The 18,535-nt window shown below is 69.0% G+C and carries 15 protein-coding genes and 1 pseudogene; 7 read left to right on the top strand and 9 right to left on the bottom strand.

Features of this window, described 5'->3' with window-relative positions; all coding sequences use genetic code 11:
• Positions 1 to 53: 53 nt before the first annotated feature.
• Positions 54 to 950 carry a LysR substrate-binding domain-containing protein gene (locus tag ACYP33_RS25440; RefSeq protein WP_414440432.1) on the top strand — a complete coding sequence of 299 codons (897 nt, stop codon included), beginning with the start codon at positions 54 to 56 and terminating at the stop codon, positions 948 to 950.
• A 16-nt stretch (positions 951 to 966) separates the two neighbouring features.
• Here ACYP33_RS25440 and ACYP33_RS25435 read toward each other — a convergent pair whose 3' ends face one another.
• Together ACYP33_RS25435 and ACYP33_RS25430 are read right to left on the bottom strand one after the other, a co-directional pair.
• Positions 967 to 1,293 (bottom strand): low molecular weight protein tyrosine phosphatase family protein, encoded by a 327-nt coding sequence (locus tag ACYP33_RS25435; RefSeq protein WP_459624382.1) that lies wholly within the window; start codon positions 1,291 to 1,293, stop codon positions 967 to 969.
• A 241-nt stretch (positions 1,294 to 1,534) separates the two neighbouring features.
• A complete protein-coding gene (locus ACYP33_RS25430) occupies positions 1,535 to 2,968 on the bottom strand; it encodes a DUF1254 domain-containing protein (RefSeq protein WP_459624381.1) in 1,434 nt (477 codons plus the stop codon).
• A 344-nt stretch (positions 2,969 to 3,312) separates the two neighbouring features.
• Here ACYP33_RS25430 and ACYP33_RS25425 point away from each other — a divergent pair, with 344 nt between their 5' ends.
• The 3 genes from ACYP33_RS25425 to ACYP33_RS25415 all read left to right on the top strand — a co-directional run bounded on the left by ACYP33_RS25425 (position 3,313) and on the right by ACYP33_RS25415 (position 7,488).
• Complete coding sequence (locus tag ACYP33_RS25425) at positions 3,313 to 3,666, top strand: DOPA 4,5-dioxygenase family protein (protein ID WP_414448851.1); 354 nt, start codon at positions 3,313 to 3,315, stop codon at positions 3,664 to 3,666.
• A gap of 44 nt (positions 3,667 to 3,710) precedes the next feature.
• Positions 3,711 to 4,010: a putative quinol monooxygenase gene (locus ACYP33_RS25420; protein ID WP_414448850.1), complete on the top strand. Its 300-nt coding sequence runs from the start codon at positions 3,711 to 3,713 to the stop codon at positions 4,008 to 4,010.
• Positions 4,011 to 4,155: 145 nt separating this feature from the next.
• Positions 4,156 to 7,488 (top strand): heavy metal translocating P-type ATPase, encoded by a 3,333-nt coding sequence (locus tag ACYP33_RS25415; RefSeq protein ID WP_459624380.1) that lies wholly within the window; start codon positions 4,156 to 4,158, stop codon positions 7,486 to 7,488.
• A 144-nt stretch (positions 7,489 to 7,632) separates the two neighbouring features.
• On the opposite strand, the gene ACYP33_RS25410 is transcribed toward ACYP33_RS25415, so the two are convergent.
• The 3 genes from ACYP33_RS25410 to ACYP33_RS25400 form a co-directional block, all read right to left on the bottom strand.
• The gene (locus ACYP33_RS25410; protein ID WP_414440493.1) at positions 7,633 to 7,788 is read right to left on the bottom strand and encodes a hypothetical protein; all 156 of its coding nucleotides are present in this window, start codon (positions 7,786 to 7,788) and stop codon (positions 7,633 to 7,635) included.
• A gap of 207 nt (positions 7,789 to 7,995) precedes the next feature.
• Positions 7,996 to 9,099, bottom strand: coding sequence for a hypothetical protein (locus ACYP33_RS25405; RefSeq protein ID WP_459624379.1), 1,104 nt, complete (start codon positions 9,097 to 9,099; stop codon positions 7,996 to 7,998).
• Between the two features lie 310 nt (positions 9,100 to 9,409).
• The gene (locus ACYP33_RS25400; protein WP_414448847.1) at positions 9,410 to 10,105 is read right to left on the bottom strand and encodes an MgtC/SapB family protein; all 696 of its coding nucleotides are present in this window, start codon (positions 10,103 to 10,105) and stop codon (positions 9,410 to 9,412) included.
• Positions 10,106 to 10,212: 107 nt separating this feature from the next.
• On the opposite strand from ACYP33_RS25400, the gene ACYP33_RS25395 reads away from it, so the two are divergent.
• Positions 10,213 to 11,322 carry an AGE family epimerase/isomerase gene (locus ACYP33_RS25395; protein ID WP_459624378.1) on the top strand — a complete coding sequence of 370 codons (1,110 nt, stop codon included), beginning with the start codon at positions 10,213 to 10,215 and terminating at the stop codon, positions 11,320 to 11,322.
• 181 nt (positions 11,323 to 11,503) lie between these two features.
• Positions 11,504 to 11,947: a PaaI family thioesterase gene (locus ACYP33_RS25390; RefSeq protein ID WP_414440497.1), complete on the top strand. Its 444-nt coding sequence runs from the start codon at positions 11,504 to 11,506 to the stop codon at positions 11,945 to 11,947.
• Between the two features lie 72 nt (positions 11,948 to 12,019).
• Here ACYP33_RS25390 and prpF read toward each other — a convergent pair whose 3' ends face one another.
• The 4 genes from prpF to prpB all read right to left on the bottom strand — a co-directional run bounded on the left by prpF (position 12,020) and on the right by prpB (position 18,117).
• A complete protein-coding gene (prpF, locus tag ACYP33_RS25385) occupies positions 12,020 to 13,210 on the bottom strand; it encodes a 2-methylaconitate cis-trans isomerase PrpF (protein WP_414448845.1) in 1,191 nt (396 codons plus the stop codon).
• 109 nt (positions 13,211 to 13,319) lie between these two features.
• Positions 13,320 to 15,914 carry a Fe/S-dependent 2-methylisocitrate dehydratase AcnD gene (acnD, locus tag ACYP33_RS25380; RefSeq protein ID WP_459624377.1) on the bottom strand — a complete coding sequence of 865 codons (2,595 nt, stop codon included), beginning with the start codon at positions 15,912 to 15,914 and terminating at the stop codon, positions 13,320 to 13,322.
• A 57-nt stretch (positions 15,915 to 15,971) separates the two neighbouring features.
• Positions 15,972 to 17,141, bottom strand: a complete 1,170-nt coding sequence (gene prpC / locus ACYP33_RS25375; protein ID WP_459624376.1) for a bifunctional 2-methylcitrate synthase/citrate synthase — start codon at positions 17,139 to 17,141, stop codon at positions 15,972 to 15,974.
• An 82-nt stretch (positions 17,142 to 17,223) separates the two neighbouring features.
• Complete coding sequence (prpB, locus tag ACYP33_RS25370) at positions 17,224 to 18,117, bottom strand: methylisocitrate lyase (protein ID WP_459624375.1); 894 nt, start codon at positions 18,115 to 18,117, stop codon at positions 17,224 to 17,226.
• 209 nt (positions 18,118 to 18,326) lie between these two features.
• Between prpB and ACYP33_RS25365 the strand changes: the two are divergent.
• Positions 18,327 to 18,535 (top strand): annotated as a pseudogene (locus ACYP33_RS25365) (propionate catabolism operon regulatory protein PrpR); the annotation flags it as partial.

The raw sequence follows: 18,535 nt of genomic DNA, 5'->3' as shown, positions 1-18,535 counted from the left end.
GCCGATGCGGTACAAACCATATAAATTCCGCCATGACATAGAAAAACTTCATCATGAAACCCGTTCCGCCGATGAAAGCCTTGGTAGCCATGGAAGCCGCGATGCGCCTGGGCAGTTTTACTCTTGCCGCGCAGGAGTTGAGCGTGACGCCGGGGGCGGTCGGCCAGCAGATCCAGAAGCTGGAGGACTGGCTCGGCATCGCGCTGTTCGTGCGGCAGATCCGCCAGGTCACGCCCACCGCCGAGGGGCGCGCCTATTTCGCGCGCATCCAGCCCGCGCTCGCGGAAATCGTCCAGGCGAGCCGGCGCGTGCGCGAGCGCCGCAACCACAGCCTGCGGATTTCCATGCCGCCGAGCTTCGCCGCCAAGTGGTTCGCGCCGCGCATGGCCGACCTGTTGCAGGCGCATCCAGGCATCGCGTTGAGCCTGTCCACGTCGGTCGCGATCGTTGATTTCGAACTCGATGGTGTCGATCTGGCCGTGCGTCACTTCGATGGCATCGACGCCAATCTGGCGGTCGAGCGGCTCTGCGCCGATGCGGCGCACGCCTATTGCAGCCCCGCCTATGCGAAGCGCCTGAAGCTCAAGCGCCCCGGCGACCTCGTTGCCGCCACGTTGCTGCACAACACGCTGCATCCGCACTGGCACGCGTGGCTGGCGCGCTTCGGCCCGCTCGACGACGCTGGAATCGACGCCATCGCCGGCATCCAGTTCGATCAATCGCTGATGGCGATCGAGGCGGCCGTGCGCGCGCAAGGCGTGGTGCTGACGAGCCCGGTGCTGGTGGAAGCGGAGTTGGCGGCAGGCACGCTGGTCGAGCCGTTCGACGCCGCGCTGCCGTTGCCGAACGGCTATTACCTCGTGCATCCGCGCACGGAAGCGCTGCCGCCGAGCGCGGCGGCACTGAAGGCGTGGATGATCGCGAGCATGGCGGCGGGCGCGGGCAATTAATGCGCGGCCATCGAGATCACGGCCGCAGCAAGGGCCCGGCCTTGCGCTCCAGCAGCGCGATCAGCTCGGGCTGCATGTACGCGTAGTTGTCCGGAATATCGAGGCAGACCACACGCTTGCCGCGCAAGTGCACGGCAAACGCCTTCGACAACTTTGCCTTGTGCGAACGTTCCATCACGAACACGATCTCGGCCCAGGCGAGATGCTCGGGCGACACGGGTGTGTCGGCATCGGGCGCCAGGCCGGCCGAATCGGTTTCGACGCCGGGACGTCCGGCGAACACGGTTTCGGCGGTAGGGCTGCGCAGCCGGTTGCGGCTGCAGATGAAGAGGGCGCGGGTCAAGATGCGGGGCTTGGGCTGGCGTGCGGCGCGTGGCTCGCCCGCAGGCTGGCGGTTGCCTGCGGTTGCAGCAGGACACGCCCTAGCATCGTGGCGCGGCCCTGCCTGCCGCGCAGCGTATGGACATAGCGATGGTCTCCAGCGAGGCCATGCAGTCGATCCACGCACGACGGACCGGGCAACATCCGGCGAGCCCTTCGCGGCCTCGAGGCGAATTGATTTCTCGTGCGCGGAACGGCACCCCTCAACGCTTGATCACCGCCGGCGGCTGCCACGTTCCATCGGTCGCTTCCGGCTTCGGCGCATACAGCCGCAACGCGAGCCGGAAATCGGCGCGCGGCGCGGGCAGCCAGTTCGCCGCATGCGCGCGGCCCGGCGAAGCGGCCGACACGACGATGTCGACCGAGCCGTCACGGTTGCGCTGCAGCCGGTCGTAACCGCCGATCGAGCGGCGCGCCTTGCCCACATCGGGCAACGCGCCCTCGGCCGTGTACGGCGTCAGCGACCAGAACGCGCGCACCGGCGGCAGGTCGCGCGACGCGAAATGCAGCACGTAGCGGTTCGCGCCGTTCAGCGTGTTGCCGTCGTTGTCGGCGGCTACCACCGCCACCGTTTCGTCGTCGCGCGTGCCCGTGCCGAAGCCGGTGGCCGCCGCGTAGGCGCGCAACGCGTAATCCTGGCCGTAATGGCCGGCGTCGCCGCCGAGCCAGTGCCAGCCGTCGGCCGACAGCACGTTCGCCGGCGGCGCGGTCAACCGCGTGCGCGCATCCTCCACGCCGCGCGTGGCCGCCGCCAGCTTCTCGCCGCTCCAGTCCACCGTCGTGCCGGGCTGCAAGCCGATCTCGTCGAGCACCTGCGCGACGTGCGGGTCCGCTTGCGGCGGCGGATTGTCGTGCAGCGCGGCCGCGAAGCGCGAGAAGAACGCCTTCGCGTCGAGCGCGGCAACGCGATCGGCCGCGGTAGCCGCCGTGGCGGCATCGGCCGGCGTATCCGCAAGCCTGGCGGCATCCTTCGCGGCCTTCGCCTCGGCGCGCGACGGCCGCGCCGAATAGGCCGACAGCGGCGTCACGCGCACCGCGTGCTGGCGCCGCCGCGCTTCGGCCAGATCGCGGCCACCACCGGTGCGCACCTGCACGCCGATCCACGCGTACTGCGACGGCAGGTCCACGCGCCGCACGTTGGCCGGCAGCGTGCCGTGGAAATCGGGGCCGACGAAGGCAATCGTTTGCCCGCGCCCGACCGTATCCGCGCCCGACGACCACGCCACGTTGGTCCACATGTCGAGCACGCGCACGTCGAGATAACGGCCGCGCGCGTCGGGCAGCGATACGATCGCCGGCTCGGCGCTCACGTCGAGCCAGCCGCTCGCATCGAGCGTATCGACGCCCGGCAGCGGCGGATTGATCGCACCGGGCGCGGGCAGCGCGGCGTCGTAGCGCAGCGTGTTGTAGGGCGTCGCGCCCCCGCCGGACGTGGCGGCCTCCCGCGCGACATCCATCATCACGAGCGGGTAGGCATACACATAGGAATCGGCGACTTCGCTGCGCATCCAGCCCGTCTTGCTGGCGACGACGTCAGGCTGTTGCTGCCGCTGCGAAGCGCAGCCGGCCAGCAACACGAGAACGGCAGCCGCGCCGGCGCTGAGCCGGGCGGCAAAAATTTGGCGAGAGATTGTCATTGGTTTGGGCGCACGGCGCAGCCTGTTCCGGCTGCACATGTTGACCGGCAGCCGATACGCGCGGGTCTTCCTCGTAGCGTGTGGCGGGCTGCATTCGACGCGTCGAACGGCGTGCATCGTACCGCGCGCATTGCAACAAAAACAGTGTGAATGCACACCTTATCCGGGGTCGAAGCGCATTGCATCCTAAAAACACGACAATCCGATGAAAACGATACCGATTGATGAAATAAGCACACGCATGCTCGAAGCAGCGCGCGACGGGCGCGGCCGCTGGGCGCCGGAAGGAAGCCATCGGCGAAATCGCGCACAATGAGCGTTCGCTTCCTTCTCCCTATCCGCCCATGACTCTTCTCGATCCCGCCGGCATCACGAGCTGGCACGCGCATATCTACTTCGACGCCGCGAGCCGCGACGCCGCCTGGGCCTTGCGCGAGACGATCGGCGAACAGCTCGGCCAGCGCGTGCAGATCGGCCGCTTTCACGAGCGCCCGGTCGGCCCGCATCCGATGTGGTCGTATCAACTGGCGTTCGAAGGCGCCGAGCTGACGCCCGTACTCGGCTGGCTGGCGCTGAACCACGGCGCGCTCGACGTGTTCGTCCACCCGAACACCGGCGACGCGCTGCGCGACCATCGCGATTCGGCCGTCTGGATCGGCCGTTCGCACAGCTTGCGGCTCGAGGCCTTGTTAGGCTGAATCGGGCTTGTCGGCATTTCCATCCCTTGTCAGGAGTTCACACGATGTCATCCGAAATTCAATTGGTCGCCGTTCTGCAGGGTGCCCCGGGCACCGGCGATGCGCTCGCCGAAGCCGCCCAACGCGTCGCCGGCCCGAGCCGCGAGGAAGCCGGCTGCCTCGCCTACATCCCCTACCGCGACACCGATCGCGCCGACCGGATCGTCTTCATCGAACGCTGGCGCGACCGCGACGCGATCGCCCAGCACGAGCGCACGCCGCATTTCCAGGCGTTCGCGGCAACCGTGAAACCGCTGCTGGCGGAGCCGCTGCATATCTCGCTCCTCAGCGAACTGGGCGACTGAGGGGCGTCGGCCTCGGTTTGTCGATTCGTCGGTTTGCCGATTCGTCGGTTTGCCGATTCGTCGATAAAACGCTTGACCTTCCCATCATGGGAAGCTTGATACTTCGGTCATTGTCGGCTTCGGCCGCGCTTGACCGGATTTCACGATGAACGATCTGTCCCATCCCGCTGCCTTCGACACCACCGAGCTGGGCGTCGAAGGCATGACCTGCGGCGGCTGCGCGCGCCGCGTCGAAAAAGCGCTGGCCGAGGTGCCGGGCGTGCATGCCGCGCAAATCGATCTGGCGGGCCATTCCGCCACGGTCAGCGCGTCCCCGGATGTCGATGCGGGGCAGTTGGTCGAGGCGGTGGCGGCGGCCGGATATCGGGCGGAGGTGCGCGAGCGGGTGGCGGCTGCGACACCCGCTGCGCCCGTGACACCTCCGGTCACGCTCAACGTGAGCGGCATGACCTGTGGCGGCTGTGCCCGCCGTGTCGAGAAGGCACTCGCGCAAGTACCGGGTGTGGCTCAGGCGACAGTCGATCTGGCCGCCTCGCAAGCCACGGTCGAACTGGCTCCCGGTGCTGAAACCGATATCCAAGCGCTGATCGATGCTGCAACCACGGCCGGCTATCCGGCTGAACGAATCGCGCCCGCTCCGTTGACGCTTCACGTCAGCGGAATGACTTGCGGAGGCTGTGCCCGCCGTGTCGAGAAGGCACTCGCGCAAGTACCGGGTGTGGCTCAGGCGACAGTCGATCTGGCCGCCTCGCAAGCCACGGTCGAACTGGCTCCCGGTGCTGAAACCGATATCCAAGCGCTGATCGACGCCGCAACCGCGGCCGGCTATCCGGCTGAACGAATCGACGCGGTCGGCGCGATCAAGGCAACGTCCGCCATCGAAGCCGAACCACCAAAGCCCGAACCCGCACCGGTTGCCGTCACGTTTGTACCGATGCCGAAACCGCGTCCGAAGAAGGTCGCGAACGTCGCACCGGAAGCCGAAGCACCTTCCACGAAGACAATCGAACTCGATATCGGCGGCATGACCTGCGCGTCCTGCTCCAGCCGCGTCGAGAAGGCGCTCGCGCAAGTACCCGGCGTGTCCCGCGCCTCGGTCAACCTCGCCACCGAGCGCGCCAGCATCAGCGGCAACGCGTCGCTGTCGGCCGCGCAACTGGTCGCCGCCGTTGAAAAGGCCGGCTATCGCGCCACGCCCGACGAAACCGCCGAAGCGGCCCCAGGCACCGCCGCCGCCACACCCCAACCGATCGAACTCGATATCGGCGGCATGACCTGCGCGTCCTGCTCCAGCCGCGTCGAAAAGGCGCTCGCGCAAGTGCCCGGCGTGTCCCGCGCCTCGGTCAACCTCGCCACCGAACGCGCCAGCGTCAGCGGCAACGCGTCGCTGTCGGCCGCGCAACTGATCGCCGCCGTCGAACAGGCCGGCTACCGCGCCACCGCGACGGCCGCCGCCACGCCAGCCGACGCCCAGCCGTCGTCCGCGCCCCGCCCGAGTGGCGAAACACGCAAGGCCGCCGAGGCCCGCCGCGACCTGCTCCTGCTGATCGGCTCGGCCGTGCTGACCGCCCCGCTCGTCGCGCCGATGGTCGCGGCGCTGTTCGGCGCGTCGCTGATACTGCCCGTGCCGCTCGAATTCGCGCTCGCGGCGGTGGTGCAGTTCGGCTTCGGCGCGCGCTTCTACCGGGCCGCGTGGCACGCCGTGCGCGCCCGCGCCGGCAACATGGATTTGCTCGTCGCGCTCGGCACCTCGGCCGCGTTCGGCCTCAGCGTCTGGCAACTGCTGCGCGCGCCGGGTCACGCCGAACATCTGTATTTCGAGGCGGCGGCGGTGATCGTCACGCTGGTGCGCTTCGGCAAATGGCTCGAAGCGCGCGCGAAGCGCCAGACCACCGACGCGATCCGCGCCCTGAACGCGCTGCGCCCCGAGCGAGCACGGCTCGTCGAGCACGGCACGGAACGCGAGGTGCCGCTGGCCGCGCTGCGCGTCGGCTCGCGCGTCGCGGTGCGGCCCGGCGAGCGCTTCCCGGTGGACGGCACGATCGTCGAAGGCGCGTCGCACGTGGACGAATCGCTGATCACGGGTGAAAGCCTGCCGGTCGCCAAATCGGCCGGCGACCGCGTGACGGCCGGCGCGATCAACGCCGAAGGCGCGCTGACGGTGGAAACCACGGCCGTGGGCGCGGAAACCACGCTGTCGCGCATCATCCGGCTGGTCGAATCGGCGCAGGCGGAAAAGGCGCCGATCCAGCGCCTGGTGGATCGCGTCAGCGCCGTGTTCGTGCCGACCATCCTCGCGCTCGCGCTGCTGACGTTCGCCGGCTGGCTGCTGGCCGGCGCGCCGGCCGAAACGGCGATCCTCAACGCCGTGGCGGTGCTGGTGATCGCCTGCCCGTGCGCGCTCGGGCTCGCCACGCCGGCCGCGATCATGGCCGGCACCGGCGTGGCCGCGAAGCACGGCGTGCTGATCCAGGACGCGCTCGCGCTCGAACTCGCGCAACGCATCGAGGTGGTGGCGTTCGACAAAACCGGCACACTGACCGAAGGCAAGCCGTCGGTCACCGCCTTCGAGGCGATCGGCACGGCGCGCGGCGACGCGCTCGCGATCGCCACGGCGATCCAGCGGCGCAGCGATCATCCGCTGGCGCAAGCGCTGGTCGCGGCGTTCGACGCCGAAACGGCAACCGATCGCGTCGACAACGCCGGCAACGTCAGCGACGCCAAAGCCGTGGCCGGACGCGGCGTCGAAGCCCGCGTCGACAGCACGCGCTACGCGATCGGCAGCGCACGCTGGCTGGCGGAACTGGAGATCGACGTTCCGGGCGCGGCCGGCGCACGCGCCGCCGAACTCGAAGCGGCCGGCAACACGGTGTCGTGGCTGATGCGGCTCGACGCGCCGCGCGCGGCGCTCGCGCTGATCGGTTTCGGCGACACGGTGAAGCCCGGCGCACGCGACGCGATCGCGCAACTCCAGGCGCTCGGCATCCGCACGGTGCTGGTGACAGGCGACAACCGCGGCAGCGCGGCGGCCGTCGCGCGCGAACTCGGCATCGACGAAGTGCACAGCCAGGTGCTGCCGGACGACAAGGCGCGCGTGATCGGCGAACTGAAGGCCGCCACGCAGGGCGGCGTGGTGGCGATGGTGGGCGACGGCATCAACGACGCGCCGGCGCTGGCCGCCGCCGACATCGGCATCGCGATGGCCACCGGCACCGACGTGGCGATGAATACGGCCGGCATCACGCTGATGCGCGGCGATCCGGCGCTGGTGGCGGCCGCGATCGACATCTCGCGCCGCACCTATCGCAAGATCCGTCAGAACCTGTTCTGGGCGTTCGTCTACAACCTGGTGGGCGTGCCGCTCGCGGCGGCCGGGCTGCTGAACCCGATGATCGCGGGCGCGGCGATGGCGTTCTCGAGCGTGAGCGTGGTCACGAACGCGTTGCTGCTGAAGATGTGGAAGGGCGAAGCACGCTGAAACCGGCGCGCCGCCTGGCGCGCACCCATGCCAAGAAGCTCGCGCACCGTCATGCGGCGCGCGAGCTTCTTGGTTTTCAGCGGGACGAATCGTGACGCATCGGGGACACGAATCGAACGTACGGCAGCAGGAATGCGGCGGAAATCAGCGGCGCAGCAGGCCGAAACGCGAGATGTGCGACTTGCGCTGACGCTCGGCTTCCGCGTGGCGGGCAGCGTACGAGTAGTCGCGATCGAGCGGCAGATGCGGCGAAACGAACAGATCGTCGATCTTTTGAAGCAGGGCGAAGATGAGGGTCATGTGCGGCTCCCGGCTGGGCAGTGGTGATCAGGGTTTTCCCTAGGAACGAATATTAAGGGTTTTCCCCAATCAAATCTAGTGCGCCGCAGCATTCTGTGCGGTAAACGCGACGCGACATGCCGACGCACAGCATGCCGCCCCGAATAAAAAAGCCGGCGCGTCGCAAGACGGCCGGCTTGATCATTTCAGGGTCGAAGCCTGTTGTACCTAGCGAGGGCGGCGTTCGCGACGCGCCGGTTGCGGGCGCGGAGCCACGGCGCTGCGATTGGTCAGGCGTTGCACCTGCACGCCAAGTTCGTCGGCGCGCTGTTGCATCGCAGCAAGATTGGCCTGCTGGGTTTCCTGCGAGGAAGTCAGGCGATCGACCCGGCGTTGCAGTGCGTCGGCGTCGCGATGCGCGCTCGACAGCGCCGTCGTCTGCAGGCCCAGTGCCACGATCGCGATCAGCACCACCGCCGCGAGCGCGAGCAGCAGGCGATTCACGCGACGCATCTCGCGGTCGGCCGCGCGGCGCAGGTCGACGGTTTCGAGCTGCAGCGTGCGCAGGCGATCGGACAGCGGATTCAGTTGCGCGTCGAGATCGATGACAGGGGCCGCCTCGGCGGGCGTGGGCGCGGCTTCGGCGGCGAGGCTCGGGCTCCGATTTACGGCCGATGCCGGCTTGCGAATGGCCTCGGTGACCGGCGCGGGCGTCGCCGCGTTCGCGTCCACCGCCACGGCCGGCGCGGCCTTGCGCTTCGCCGCGCCCGATTCGGCACGTCGGCCACCACCGCGCTTGGCGGCACCTGCCTTGGCTTGCGTGGCTACGGCGTCGGGGGCCGAAGCGCCCGACGCCGCAGCCACGTCGGCAGCCGCCAAACCCGCCACCGCCTCCTGCACCGCCGCGACCACTTCGGTCACATCGACGGCAGGTTCCGCTTCGTGCGCCATCGCCTCGGCAACGGCATCCGTATTCGCGATGGCTTGCGCGAGTGCGTCGCTCGCCGTCGACGAGGCGGTTGACGAAGCCGGCACAGCAACCGGAGCCGCCTGCCCCTCCACCGTCGCGGCTTCGGCAGGCAGATCGAAGCCATCGAAGCTGCCTTGCTGCGAACTCTGCGCCAAGGCCTCAACAGCCTCCATGGCGGCCTCGTGCTCGGCGGCCCCCGCCACCGCACTCCGCGCCTGCCCGTCGTGCCCACCGGCCGGCACTTCACCGAACAAGTCGATCGCGTGCTCGCCCTGCGCATCCGTCACCGCAGCCACCACCGTTTCATCCACCGCAGCGGACACGGAAGCCGGCACCGCCACGCCGTCACCCTCGACACGCAAGGTCGCGCGCGCGGGCGAATCGCCGCTCGCGGCCGCGGCGGCGCTGCGCCGGCGAGCCGGCTTCGTCGCACGGGAAGAGCGGGGGGAACGGGGACGGGATGGCACTCGGGATTCGATCATGGAGCAAGGGCCGCGGACATCGCGATCCGCGCCGCCCCGTCAGGCGCGACCACTCGATGTCGATCGCCTGCGAGCCGGCCCGGATGCCCGGCAACCAGCAGCCTCGGGGACGGAAAGGCCGCATTGTCGCACGGCCGCCCGCTCGTCCCGCGCGAAGTGCGGCGCGCCCGCAACGCGCCTTTGTTCCGCCTCATTCCGCGCCGGCCAAACCCTCCTGTTCCTTGAACAACTGCACGCCCGGCAGCTTGCGCAATTGCGTGGCGATCCGCTCGTATTCGAGCGACGAGACGCGCGCCAGCGAGATCGTCACGTCGTCGCATTCGGGCTGCTCCTCGCTCTGCTGCACGATGAATTGCTTGACGCGCGCGCTGTCGGTGCCGAGCGCCGCGTGCAGCGTCGAAAAGGTCAGCGAGCCGCGCTCGACCAGCAGCGCCATGTGCCGGCGCTGGCGCACGGTGATGTAGCGCTTTTCGAGCGGCTTGATGCCGGCCAGGATCACCAGCACGATCACGGTAGCCGCGATCGCGGCCACGTAGAGCCCGCCGCCCACCGCCAGCCCGACCGCCGCCACCGACCACAGGCTCGCGGCCGTGGTCAGGCCGCGCACGATCTCGCCGCGCATCAGGATCGAGCCCGCGCCGAGAAAGCCGATGCCCGACACGACCTGCGCGGCGATCCGCGACGGATCGAGCACGATCTGCGGCTTGCCGAGCACGTCGGCGAAACCGAACGCGGACACGATCATGATCAGCGCCGAGCCGACGCACACCAGCATGTGGGTGCGCAGGCCGGCGGCCCACGACAGCCGTTCGCGTTCGAAACCGACCACGCTGCCGAGTACGGCCGCGAGAACGAGCCGCATGATGAGTTCGAAGTTGTTGAGCATGCGTTCTCTCCTTCCTGTTATTGTGTCGGCGCAATGACGCCGGCCACGGGCGCTTCGCCCGGCCGCCGGCGCGCCGCCGCACCTTGATAGACCAACGAGTTTTGATGATGTCCGCTACCCGCCCCGCCATCGACCAGGCCGCCGACTTGCGCCGGCATTTCGCGGAAATCGTGCTGCCGCTGTGGCGCGGGCCAGGGTTCGACCCGTCGATGGGGCTTCCGTTCGAGGCCGTTGCGCCCGATACCCACGCCCCGCTGCCCGTCACGCGATTCCGCGCGATGGCCTGCGCGCGCCAGTTGTTCGTGTTTGCGAACGCAGGCGACCTGGCTCATGCGGATACCCTGTTCGACGGATTGTGCCGGAACTTCCTCGATCGGCAACACGGCGGCTGGTTCTACAGCGTCGATGCGCAAGGCGCGCCGCTCGACCGCAGCAAGGATCTCTACACCCACGCGTTCATCGTGTTCGCCTGCGCGGCGTATTTCGCCGCCACCGGCAATCGCGACGCGCGCCAGCGTGCCGAACACACCGCCGCGCTGATCGAGGATCGTTTCGCGCCGGCCCCCGGCGACGCCTGCCTCGACGCCGCGCGCGCCGAAAATTTCGCGCGACTCGACGGCCCGCCGCTGCAAAACCCGCTGATGCACCTGACCGAAGCGTGGCTCGCAGCCGCCAGCGCGTTCGGCGACGCCGCCTTCGACGCGGCCCTGCTGCGCACCGCGCAGGCGGTCGAGCGGCGCTTCGTCGATCCGGGCACCGGCTGCGTCGCGGAACTGCCGCTGGGCAGCGAAGGCAACCGCTTCGAGCCGGGCCACCAGTTCGAATGGTTCTATCTGGTGCACGAGGCCGGCGCGCGGCTGGCCCCGACCGGGCTGGCCGACGCGCTCGAACGCGCGTACCGGTTCGCGGAGCGGCATGGCGTGGATACCGTCACGGGCGGCGTGTGCGCGGCCACCGACGCGCACGGCGTGTGCCTCGACGCCACCCAGCGGATCTGGGCGCAAACCGAATACCTGCGCGCGCTCGCCACGCGCGGCGCGCAACCCGGCTCGCCCGATCTGGCCGTGCAGACCGAACGCTTCGCGGCGCGCTTCCTGCATCCGCGCGGCTGGTTCGAATGCAAGACGGCCGACGGCGCGGTCGCGCGCGCCGACCTGCCGTCCACCACGCCCTACCACCTCGTCACCGCCTACGCGGCGCTGCCCGGCGCGCGTTGAGCGCGGGGCGCCGGGCAGCGCCCGTCAAGCAAGCCGCGTGCCGCGCGTGCGGTGCGGATAAGCGGCCATCGCGCCGCGAATCTCCTTGCGTATCGGCCGGGCGCTTCCTAGAGTGAAGCGCAAGCGCCGGCCCCCTGTCGGTTGCACGGGGCATGGCCCCGCCCACTGCCAAGGAAGGTCGATGACGGACATCGTGGATCACGCGCGCGGCGCGCTTCTCGCCCAGCCGTTCAGCATGCTGCTCGGTACGGAATTGATGACCATCGGCGGAGACGAAGTCGCGCTCAGCCTGCCGATCCGGGACGAGCTCAGGCAGCAGCACGGCTTCGTGCACGGCGGCGTGATCAGCTATCTGGCCGACAACGCCCTGACCTTCGCGGGCGCGCTCGCGCTCGGCCCGCGCGTGGTCACCGGCGAATACAAGATCAACTATCTGCGCCCGGCCACCAGCGGCCGCCTGCTGGCACGCGCGAAGCTGCTGCACGGCGGCCGCAATCAGGCCACCTGCCAATGTCATGTCTTCGTGGTGAACGGCAAGGAGGAGCGACTGGTGGCGGTGGCGCAGGGCACCATCAACCGGCTCGGGGACGACCGCGCCGAACTGGCGCAGGAAACGGCGGCCTGACACGCGGGCCGCACCGGATTCGGGCGGGGCGGGCAGCGCGCCCCGCGCCGTTCAAACATCGATCGACACCACTCAGAACACATCCCCCGGCACGCGCACCATGCCTTCCATCAGCACCCGCGCGCTGCGGCTCATGATCGCCTTGGTGACCACCCACTCGCCGCCATTCTGACTGGCCTGCGCGCCCACCCGCAGCGTGCCCGACGGATGCCCGAAGCGCACCGCCTCGCGCTCGCCGCCACCGGCCGCCAAATTGACGAGCGTGCCCGGGATCGCGGCGGCGGTGCCGATCGCCACCGCCGCCGTGCCCATCATCGCGTGGTGCAGCTTGCCCATCGACATCGCGCGCACCAGCAGGTCCACATCCTTCGCGCCGACCGCCTTGCCGCTCGACGCCACGTAATCGGCGGGCGGCGCGACGAACGCGATCTTCGGCGTGTGCTGGCGCTGCGCGATCTCGTCGAGCGAGCGGATCAGGCCCATGCGCAGCGCGCCGTAGGCGCGGATCGTCTCGAAGCGCTGGAGCGCGGCGTCGTCGCCGTTGATCGCGCCCTGCAGTTCGGTGCCGGTGTAGCCGATCGCCTCGGCGTTGACGAAGATGGTCGGAATGCCGGCGTTGATCATGGTGGCCTTCAGCGTGCCGATGCCGGGCACCTCCAGGTCGTCCACCAGATGCCCGGTCGGGAACATCGCGCCGCCCGCGCCGTCTTCGTCGGCGGCCGGGTCCATGAATTCGAGCTGCACTTCGGCGGCCGGGAACGTCACGCCGTCGAGTTCGAAATCGCCGGTTTCCTGCACCTCGCCGTTCGTGATCGGCACATGCGCAACGATGGTCTTGCCGATGTTGGCCTGCCAGATGCGCACCACGGCCACGCCGTTTTCCGGCACCCGCGACGCCTCGACCAGCCCGCCGGAAATCGCGAACGGCCCGACCGCCGCCGACAGGTTGCCGCAGTTGCCGCTCCAGTCGATGAACGCCTTGTCGATCGCGACCTGGCCGAACAGGTAATCCACATCGTGACCGGGCCGCGTGCTGCGCGACACGATCACCGTCTTGCTGGTGCTGGAGGTGGCGCCGCCCATGCCGTCGGTCTGCTTGCCGTACGGGTCGGGGCTGCCGATCACGCGCAGCAGCAGCGCGTCGCGCGCCGCGCCGGGCGTGCGGGCGGCTTCCGGCAGGTCGTCCAGCCGGAAGAACACGCCCTTGCTGGTGCCGCCGCGCAAATAGGTGGCGGGAATCCGGATTTGGGGAACGTGGGCCATGGTGATGCTTCCTGAAATGACGAGGGCGGCGTGCGGGCCGCCCGAACGCGAGGCGGCCGCAGCCGCCCCGCCCGATGCAATGGGCCGGCGCACGCGCCGGCCGTGACGCTCACGCCGCCTGCGACGATTCGAGGAAATCCTGCGCGAAGCGTTGCAGCACGCCGCCCGCCTCGTAGATCGACACTTCCTCGGCCGTATCGAGCCGGCATGTCACCGGCACCTCCACGCGCGTGCCGTTGGCGCGGTGGATCACCAGCGTCAGGTCGGCGCGCGGCTTGCGCTCGCCGATCACGTCGAAGGTTTCGGTGCCGTCGATGCCGAGCGTCAGGCGGTTCGCGTCGGGCTTGAATTCGAGCGGCAGCACGCCCATCCCGATCAGGTTGGTGCGGTGGATCCGCTCGAAGCCTTCCGCGACGATCGCCTCCACGCCCGCGAGCCGCACGCCCTTGGCCGCCCAGTCGCGCGACGAGCCCTGGCCGTAATCCGCGCCCGCCACCACGATCAGCGGCTGCTTGCGCTCCATGTAGGTTTCGATCGCCTCCCACATCCGCACCACTTTGCCTTCCGGCTCGATGCGAGCGAGCGAGCCCTTCTTCACGGCGCCGTCCACCACCGCCATCTCGTTGACGAGCGTGGGGTTGGCGAACGTGGCGCGCTGCGCGGTCAGGTGATCGCCGCGATGGGTGGCGTAGGAATTGAAATCCTCCTCGGGCACGCCCATCTTCGCGAGATATTCGCCGGCCGCGCTATTGGCCATGATCGCGTTCGACGGCGACAGGTGATCGGTGGTGATGTTGTCGCCGAGTACCGCCAGCGCGCGCATCCCGGCCAGCGTGCGTTCGCCCGCCAGCGCGCCTTCCCAGTACGGCGGGCGGCGGATGTAGGTGCTTTGCGGCCGCCAGTCGTAGAGCGGCGCGACGCTCGCGCCCGCCTGCTCGGTGCGCGCGAACATCGGCTCGTACACCAGCCGGAACTGCTCGGGCTTGACGCTCGCGGCGACGATCGCGTCGATCTCGGCGTCGTCGGGCCAGATGTCGGCGAGCTTGACCGGCTGGCCGTCGGCATCCTCGCCGAGCACGTCGTTCTCGATGTCGAAGCGGATCGTGCCGGCGATCGCGTAGGCCACCACCAGCGGCGGCGAGGCCAGGAACGCCTGCTTCGCATACGGGTGGATGCGGCCGTCGAAGTTGCGGTTGCCGGACAGCACCGCCGTGGCGTACAGGTCGCGCGCGACGATTTCCTGCTGGATATCGGCGTCGAGCGCGCCCGACATGCCGTTGCAGGTGGTGCAGGCGAACGCGACGATGCCGAAACCGAGCGCTTCGAGATCGGCCAGCAGCCCCGCTTCCTTCAGGTAAAGCTCGACCGTTTTTGAGCCGGGCGCGAGCGAGCTTTTCACCCACGGCTTGCGGGCCAGGCCGCGCGCACGCGCGTTGCGCGCCAGCAGGCCGGCCGCGATCACGTTGCGCGGGTTGCTGGTGTTGGTGCAGCTCGTGATGGCGGCGATGATCACCGCGCCGTCGGGCATCTGCCCGGCGATGTCCTCGTGCGGCGCGGCGATGCCGCGCTCGGCCAGCTCGCGCGTCGGCAGCCGCTTGTGCGGGTTCGACGGGCCGGCCATGTTGCGCACCACCGTCGACAGGTCGAACGCGAGCGTGCGTTCGTACTGCGCGTTCGCGAGGCTGTCGGCCCACAGGCCGGCCGTCTTCGCGTAGGTTTCGACCAGCGCGACCTGCTCGTCGCTGCGGCCGGTCAGGCGCAGATAGTCGAGCGTGCGGCCATCGATGAAGAACATCGCGGCGGTGGCGCCGTATTCGGGCGCCATGTTGGAGATCGTCGCGCGGTCGCCGAGCGTCAGGCTGGCCGCGCCGGCGCCGCGGAATTCGAGGTACGCGCCCACCACCTTCTGCTGGCGCAGGAATTCGGTCAGCGCGAGCACGATGTCGGTGGCCGTGATGCCGGGCTGGCGCTCGCCGGTCAGCTCCACGCCGACGATGTCGGGCAGCCGCATCCACGACGCGCGGCCGAGCATCACGTTCTCGGCTTCGAGGCCGCCCACGCCGATCGCGATCACGCCGAGCGCATCCACGTGCGGCGTGTGGCTGTCGGTGCCGACGCAGGTATCGGGATAGGCCACGCCGTCCTGCGTGCCGATCACGGGCGACATCTTCTCCAGGTTGATCTGATGCATGATGCCGTTGCCGGGCGGGATCACGTCCACGTTCTCGAAGGCCGTCTTGGTCCAGTCGATGAAGTGGAAGCGATCCTCGTTGCGGCGATCCTCGATCGCGCGGTTCTTGGCGAACGCATCGGGATCGAAGCCGCCGCATTCCACGGCCAGCGAGTGATCGACGATCAGTTGCACCGGCACCACCGGATTGACCTTGGCCGGATCGCCGCCGCCCGCCGCGATCGCGTCGCGCAGGCCGGCGAGATCGACCAGCGCGGTCTGGCCGAGGATGTCGTGGCAGACGACGCGCGCCGGGTACCACGGGAAGTCGCTGTCGCGGCGGCGTTCGATCAACTGGCGCAGCGCGTCGTCGAGCCGCGCGGGCTCGCAACGGCGCACCAGGTTCTCGGCCAGCACGCGCGAGGTGTAGGGCAGCGTGTCCCACGCGCCGGGCGCGAGGGCCTCGACGGCGGCGCGCGCGTCGAAATAATCCAGCCCGGTGCCGGGCAGCGGTTTGCGATTGGCGGTATTCATGTTCTGGGCTTGCGGGGAGTTCAACGAAGGGCGGCCCGTGGGCCGCCCCGGGCACGATCAGCGTTGCTCGATCGGCACGAACTTCAGGTCTTCCGGCCCGGTGTAGTTGGCGCTCGGTCGGATGATCTTGTTGTCGACGCGCTGCTCGATGATGTGCGCGCTCCAGCCGGAGGTGCGCGCGATCACGAACAGCGGCGTGAACATCGCGGTCGGCACGCCCATCTGGCGGTACGACACGGCGCTGAACCAGTCGAGGTTCGGGAACATCTTCTTGGCGTCCCACATGACCGATTCGAGCCGCTCGGCGATCTCGTACAGCCGCGTGTCGCCGGCCTCCTTCGACAGCTTGCGCGCGACTTCCTTGATGACCTTGTTGCGCGGGTCCGAGATCGTGTAGACCGGATGGCCGAAGCCGATCACGACTTCCTTGTTCTCGACGCGGCGGCGGATGTCGGCCTCGGCGTCGTCGGCGTCGCGGTAGCGGCTCTGGATTTCGTACGCCACCTCGTTCGCGCCGCCGTGCTTCGGGCCGCGCAGCGCGCCGATCCCGCCGGTGATGGCCGAATAGATGTCGGAGCCGGTGCCCGCGATCACACGCGTCGTGAACGTGGACGCGTTGAATTCGTGCTCGGCGTAGAGGATCAGCGAGATGTGCATCGCATCGACCCACGCCTTCGACGGCGTCTTGCCGTGCAGCAGGTGCAGGAAATGGCCGCCGATCGAATCGTCGTCGGTTTCGGTTTCGATGCGGCGGCCGTTGTGCGACCAGTGATACCAGTACAGCAGCATCGAGCCGAGCGAGGCCATCAGGCGGTCGGCGATGTCGCGCGCGCCGGGCAGGTTGTGATCGTCCTTCTCGGGCAGCACGGTGCCGAGCACCGACACGCCGGTGCGCATCACGTCCATCGGGTGCGCCGAGGCGGGAATCGCCTCCAGCGCCGTTTTCAGCGCGGACGGCAGGCCGCGCATCGCGCGCAGCTTGCTCTTGTAGGCGGCCAGTTCGGCCAGCGACGGCAGCTTTTCGTGCACCAGCAGGTAGGCGATTTCCTCGAACTCGCAGGTTTCGGCCACGTCGAGGATGTCGTAACCGCGATAGTGCAGATCGTTGCCGGTGCGGCCGACCGTGCACAGCGCGGTGTTGCCGGCGGTCACGCCCGACAGCGCCACCGATTTCTTCGGCTTGAAGCCGCCCGCTGCGGCCGGGGCCGCGTCTTTCGTCTCGCTCATCTGATGTACTCCTGATCCGGGTGGAGGGTCCGTTCTTGGTTTGCGTTGCCTGGCAACAGGCGGCTCGGGCGGCTCGGGCGGCTCAGTGCCGGCCCTGGCTGAACAGTTCGTCGAGCTTGTCTTCGTAGGCGTGGTAGCCGAGGAAGTCGTACAGCTCCGCGCGCGTCTGCATGGTCGGGACGGCGGCCTTCTGGGTGCCGTCGCGGCGCACGGTCTCGTAGAAGTTCAACGCCGCCTTGTTCATCGCACGATACGCGCCGCAGCAGTAAAGCGCGATATCGACGTTCACGCCGCGCAGTTCGTCGAGCGTGAACATCGGCGTGGAGCCGAATTCCGTGAGGTTCGCGAGGATCGGCACCTGAACCGCCGCCTTGACGCGACGGTAATCGTCGAGCGTCTTCATCGCCTCGGGGAAGATCATGTCCGCGCCGGCCTCGACATAGACCTGCGCGCGCTCGATCGCCGCGTCCAGCCCCTCGACGGCGGCCACGTCGGTGCGGGCCATGATGACGAACTGATCGTCGGTGCGCGCGTCGACCGCCGCCTTGATGCGGTCGACCATCTCGGCGGTCGGCACGCATTCCTTGCCGGGCCGGTGGCCGCAGCGCTTCTGGCCGACCTGGTCTTCCAGGTGCACGGCCGCCACGCCGGCCTTGATGAACGAGCGGATGGTGCGCGCGATATTGAAGGCGCCGCCCCAGCCGGTGTCGATATCGACCAGCAGCGGCAGATCGGTGGCGTTGGTGATGCGGTTCGCGTCGATCAGCACGTCGTCCATGGTGCTGATGCCGAGATCGGGCATGCCGAGCGAATTGGCGGCCACGCCGCCGCCCGACAGGTAGACGGCCTTGAAGCCGCTGGCCTCGGCCATCTTGGCGGCGTAGGCGGTAATCGCGCCCACCACCTGCAGCGGCGATTCGGCGGCGACGGCGGCGCGGAATCTCGCGCCGGCGCTGGAAAGCGGGGAACTGCCCATCGAGTGTCTCCTGACATGTGTCGTTGCCGCTGGATAGTGCAAGACCCGGGCCAGCCTCGATGTTCGGCGCTAAGTGGCTGATTCGCAATCGAAATGCGATTCGGCGCGACAGAAATCGAGTTCATTATGGAAACCCGCGATTTCAAATTTGAAATGCAACGGCGATAATGCACGCCCGCTTCCGTCGATCGCCATCGATCCCAGCCGCCATGACGCCCGATCCCGCCCCGCCCCTTCGCCCGCGCATCTGGGCGGTCGGCATCAGCCGGCTGCGCGCGCTGTTTCGCGACCTGGCCGACGAATACGCCGCGCGCGCCGATCTGCGGATCGTGGTGAGCGGCTACGACGAGGCGATCGCCGCGCTGGCGACGGCCGGCACGGAGCGGCCCGACGCGATCGTCGCGGCCGGCTCGAACGG

The organism is Burkholderia sp. 3C, assembly GCF_054589155.1.
The sequence above is the reverse complement of the archived record's forward strand: the minus strand, read 5'-3'. Positions and strand labels throughout refer to the sequence as shown.

Coding starts and splice junctions, on each gene's coding strand:
- ACYP33_RS25440 (WP_414440432.1), top strand. CDS start 54: ATGAAACCCGTTCCGCCGATGAAAGCCTTGGTAGCCATGGAAGCCGCG.
- ACYP33_RS25430 (WP_459624381.1), bottom strand. CDS start 2,968: ATGACAATCTCTCGCCAAATTTTTGCCGCCCGGCTCAGCGCCGGCGCG.
- ACYP33_RS25425 (WP_414448851.1), top strand. CDS start 3,313: ATGACTCTTCTCGATCCCGCCGGCATCACGAGCTGGCACGCGCATATC.
- ACYP33_RS25420 (WP_414448850.1), top strand. CDS start 3,711: ATGTCATCCGAAATTCAATTGGTCGCCGTTCTGCAGGGTGCCCCGGGC.
- ACYP33_RS25415 (WP_459624380.1), top strand. CDS start 4,156: ATGAACGATCTGTCCCATCCCGCTGCCTTCGACACCACCGAGCTGGGC.
- ACYP33_RS25410 (WP_414440493.1), bottom strand. CDS start 7,788: ATGACCCTCATCTTCGCCCTGCTTCAAAAGATCGACGATCTGTTCGTT.
- ACYP33_RS25400 (WP_414448847.1), bottom strand. CDS start 10,105: ATGCTCAACAACTTCGAACTCATCATGCGGCTCGTTCTCGCGGCCGTA.
- ACYP33_RS25395 (WP_459624378.1), top strand. CDS start 10,213: ATGTCCGCTACCCGCCCCGCCATCGACCAGGCCGCCGACTTGCGCCGG.
- ACYP33_RS25390 (WP_414440497.1), top strand. CDS start 11,504: ATGACGGACATCGTGGATCACGCGCGCGGCGCGCTTCTCGCCCAGCCG.
- prpF (WP_414448845.1), bottom strand. CDS start 13,210: ATGGCCCACGTTCCCCAAATCCGGATTCCCGCCACCTATTTGCGCGGC.
- acnD (WP_459624377.1), bottom strand. CDS start 15,914: ATGAATACCGCCAATCGCAAACCGCTGCCCGGCACCGGGCTGGATTAT.
- prpC (WP_459624376.1), bottom strand. CDS start 17,141: ATGAGCGAGACGAAAGACGCGGCCCCGGCCGCAGCGGGCGGCTTCAAG.
- prpB (WP_459624375.1), bottom strand. CDS start 18,117: ATGGGCAGTTCCCCGCTTTCCAGCGCCGGCGCGAGATTCCGCGCCGCC.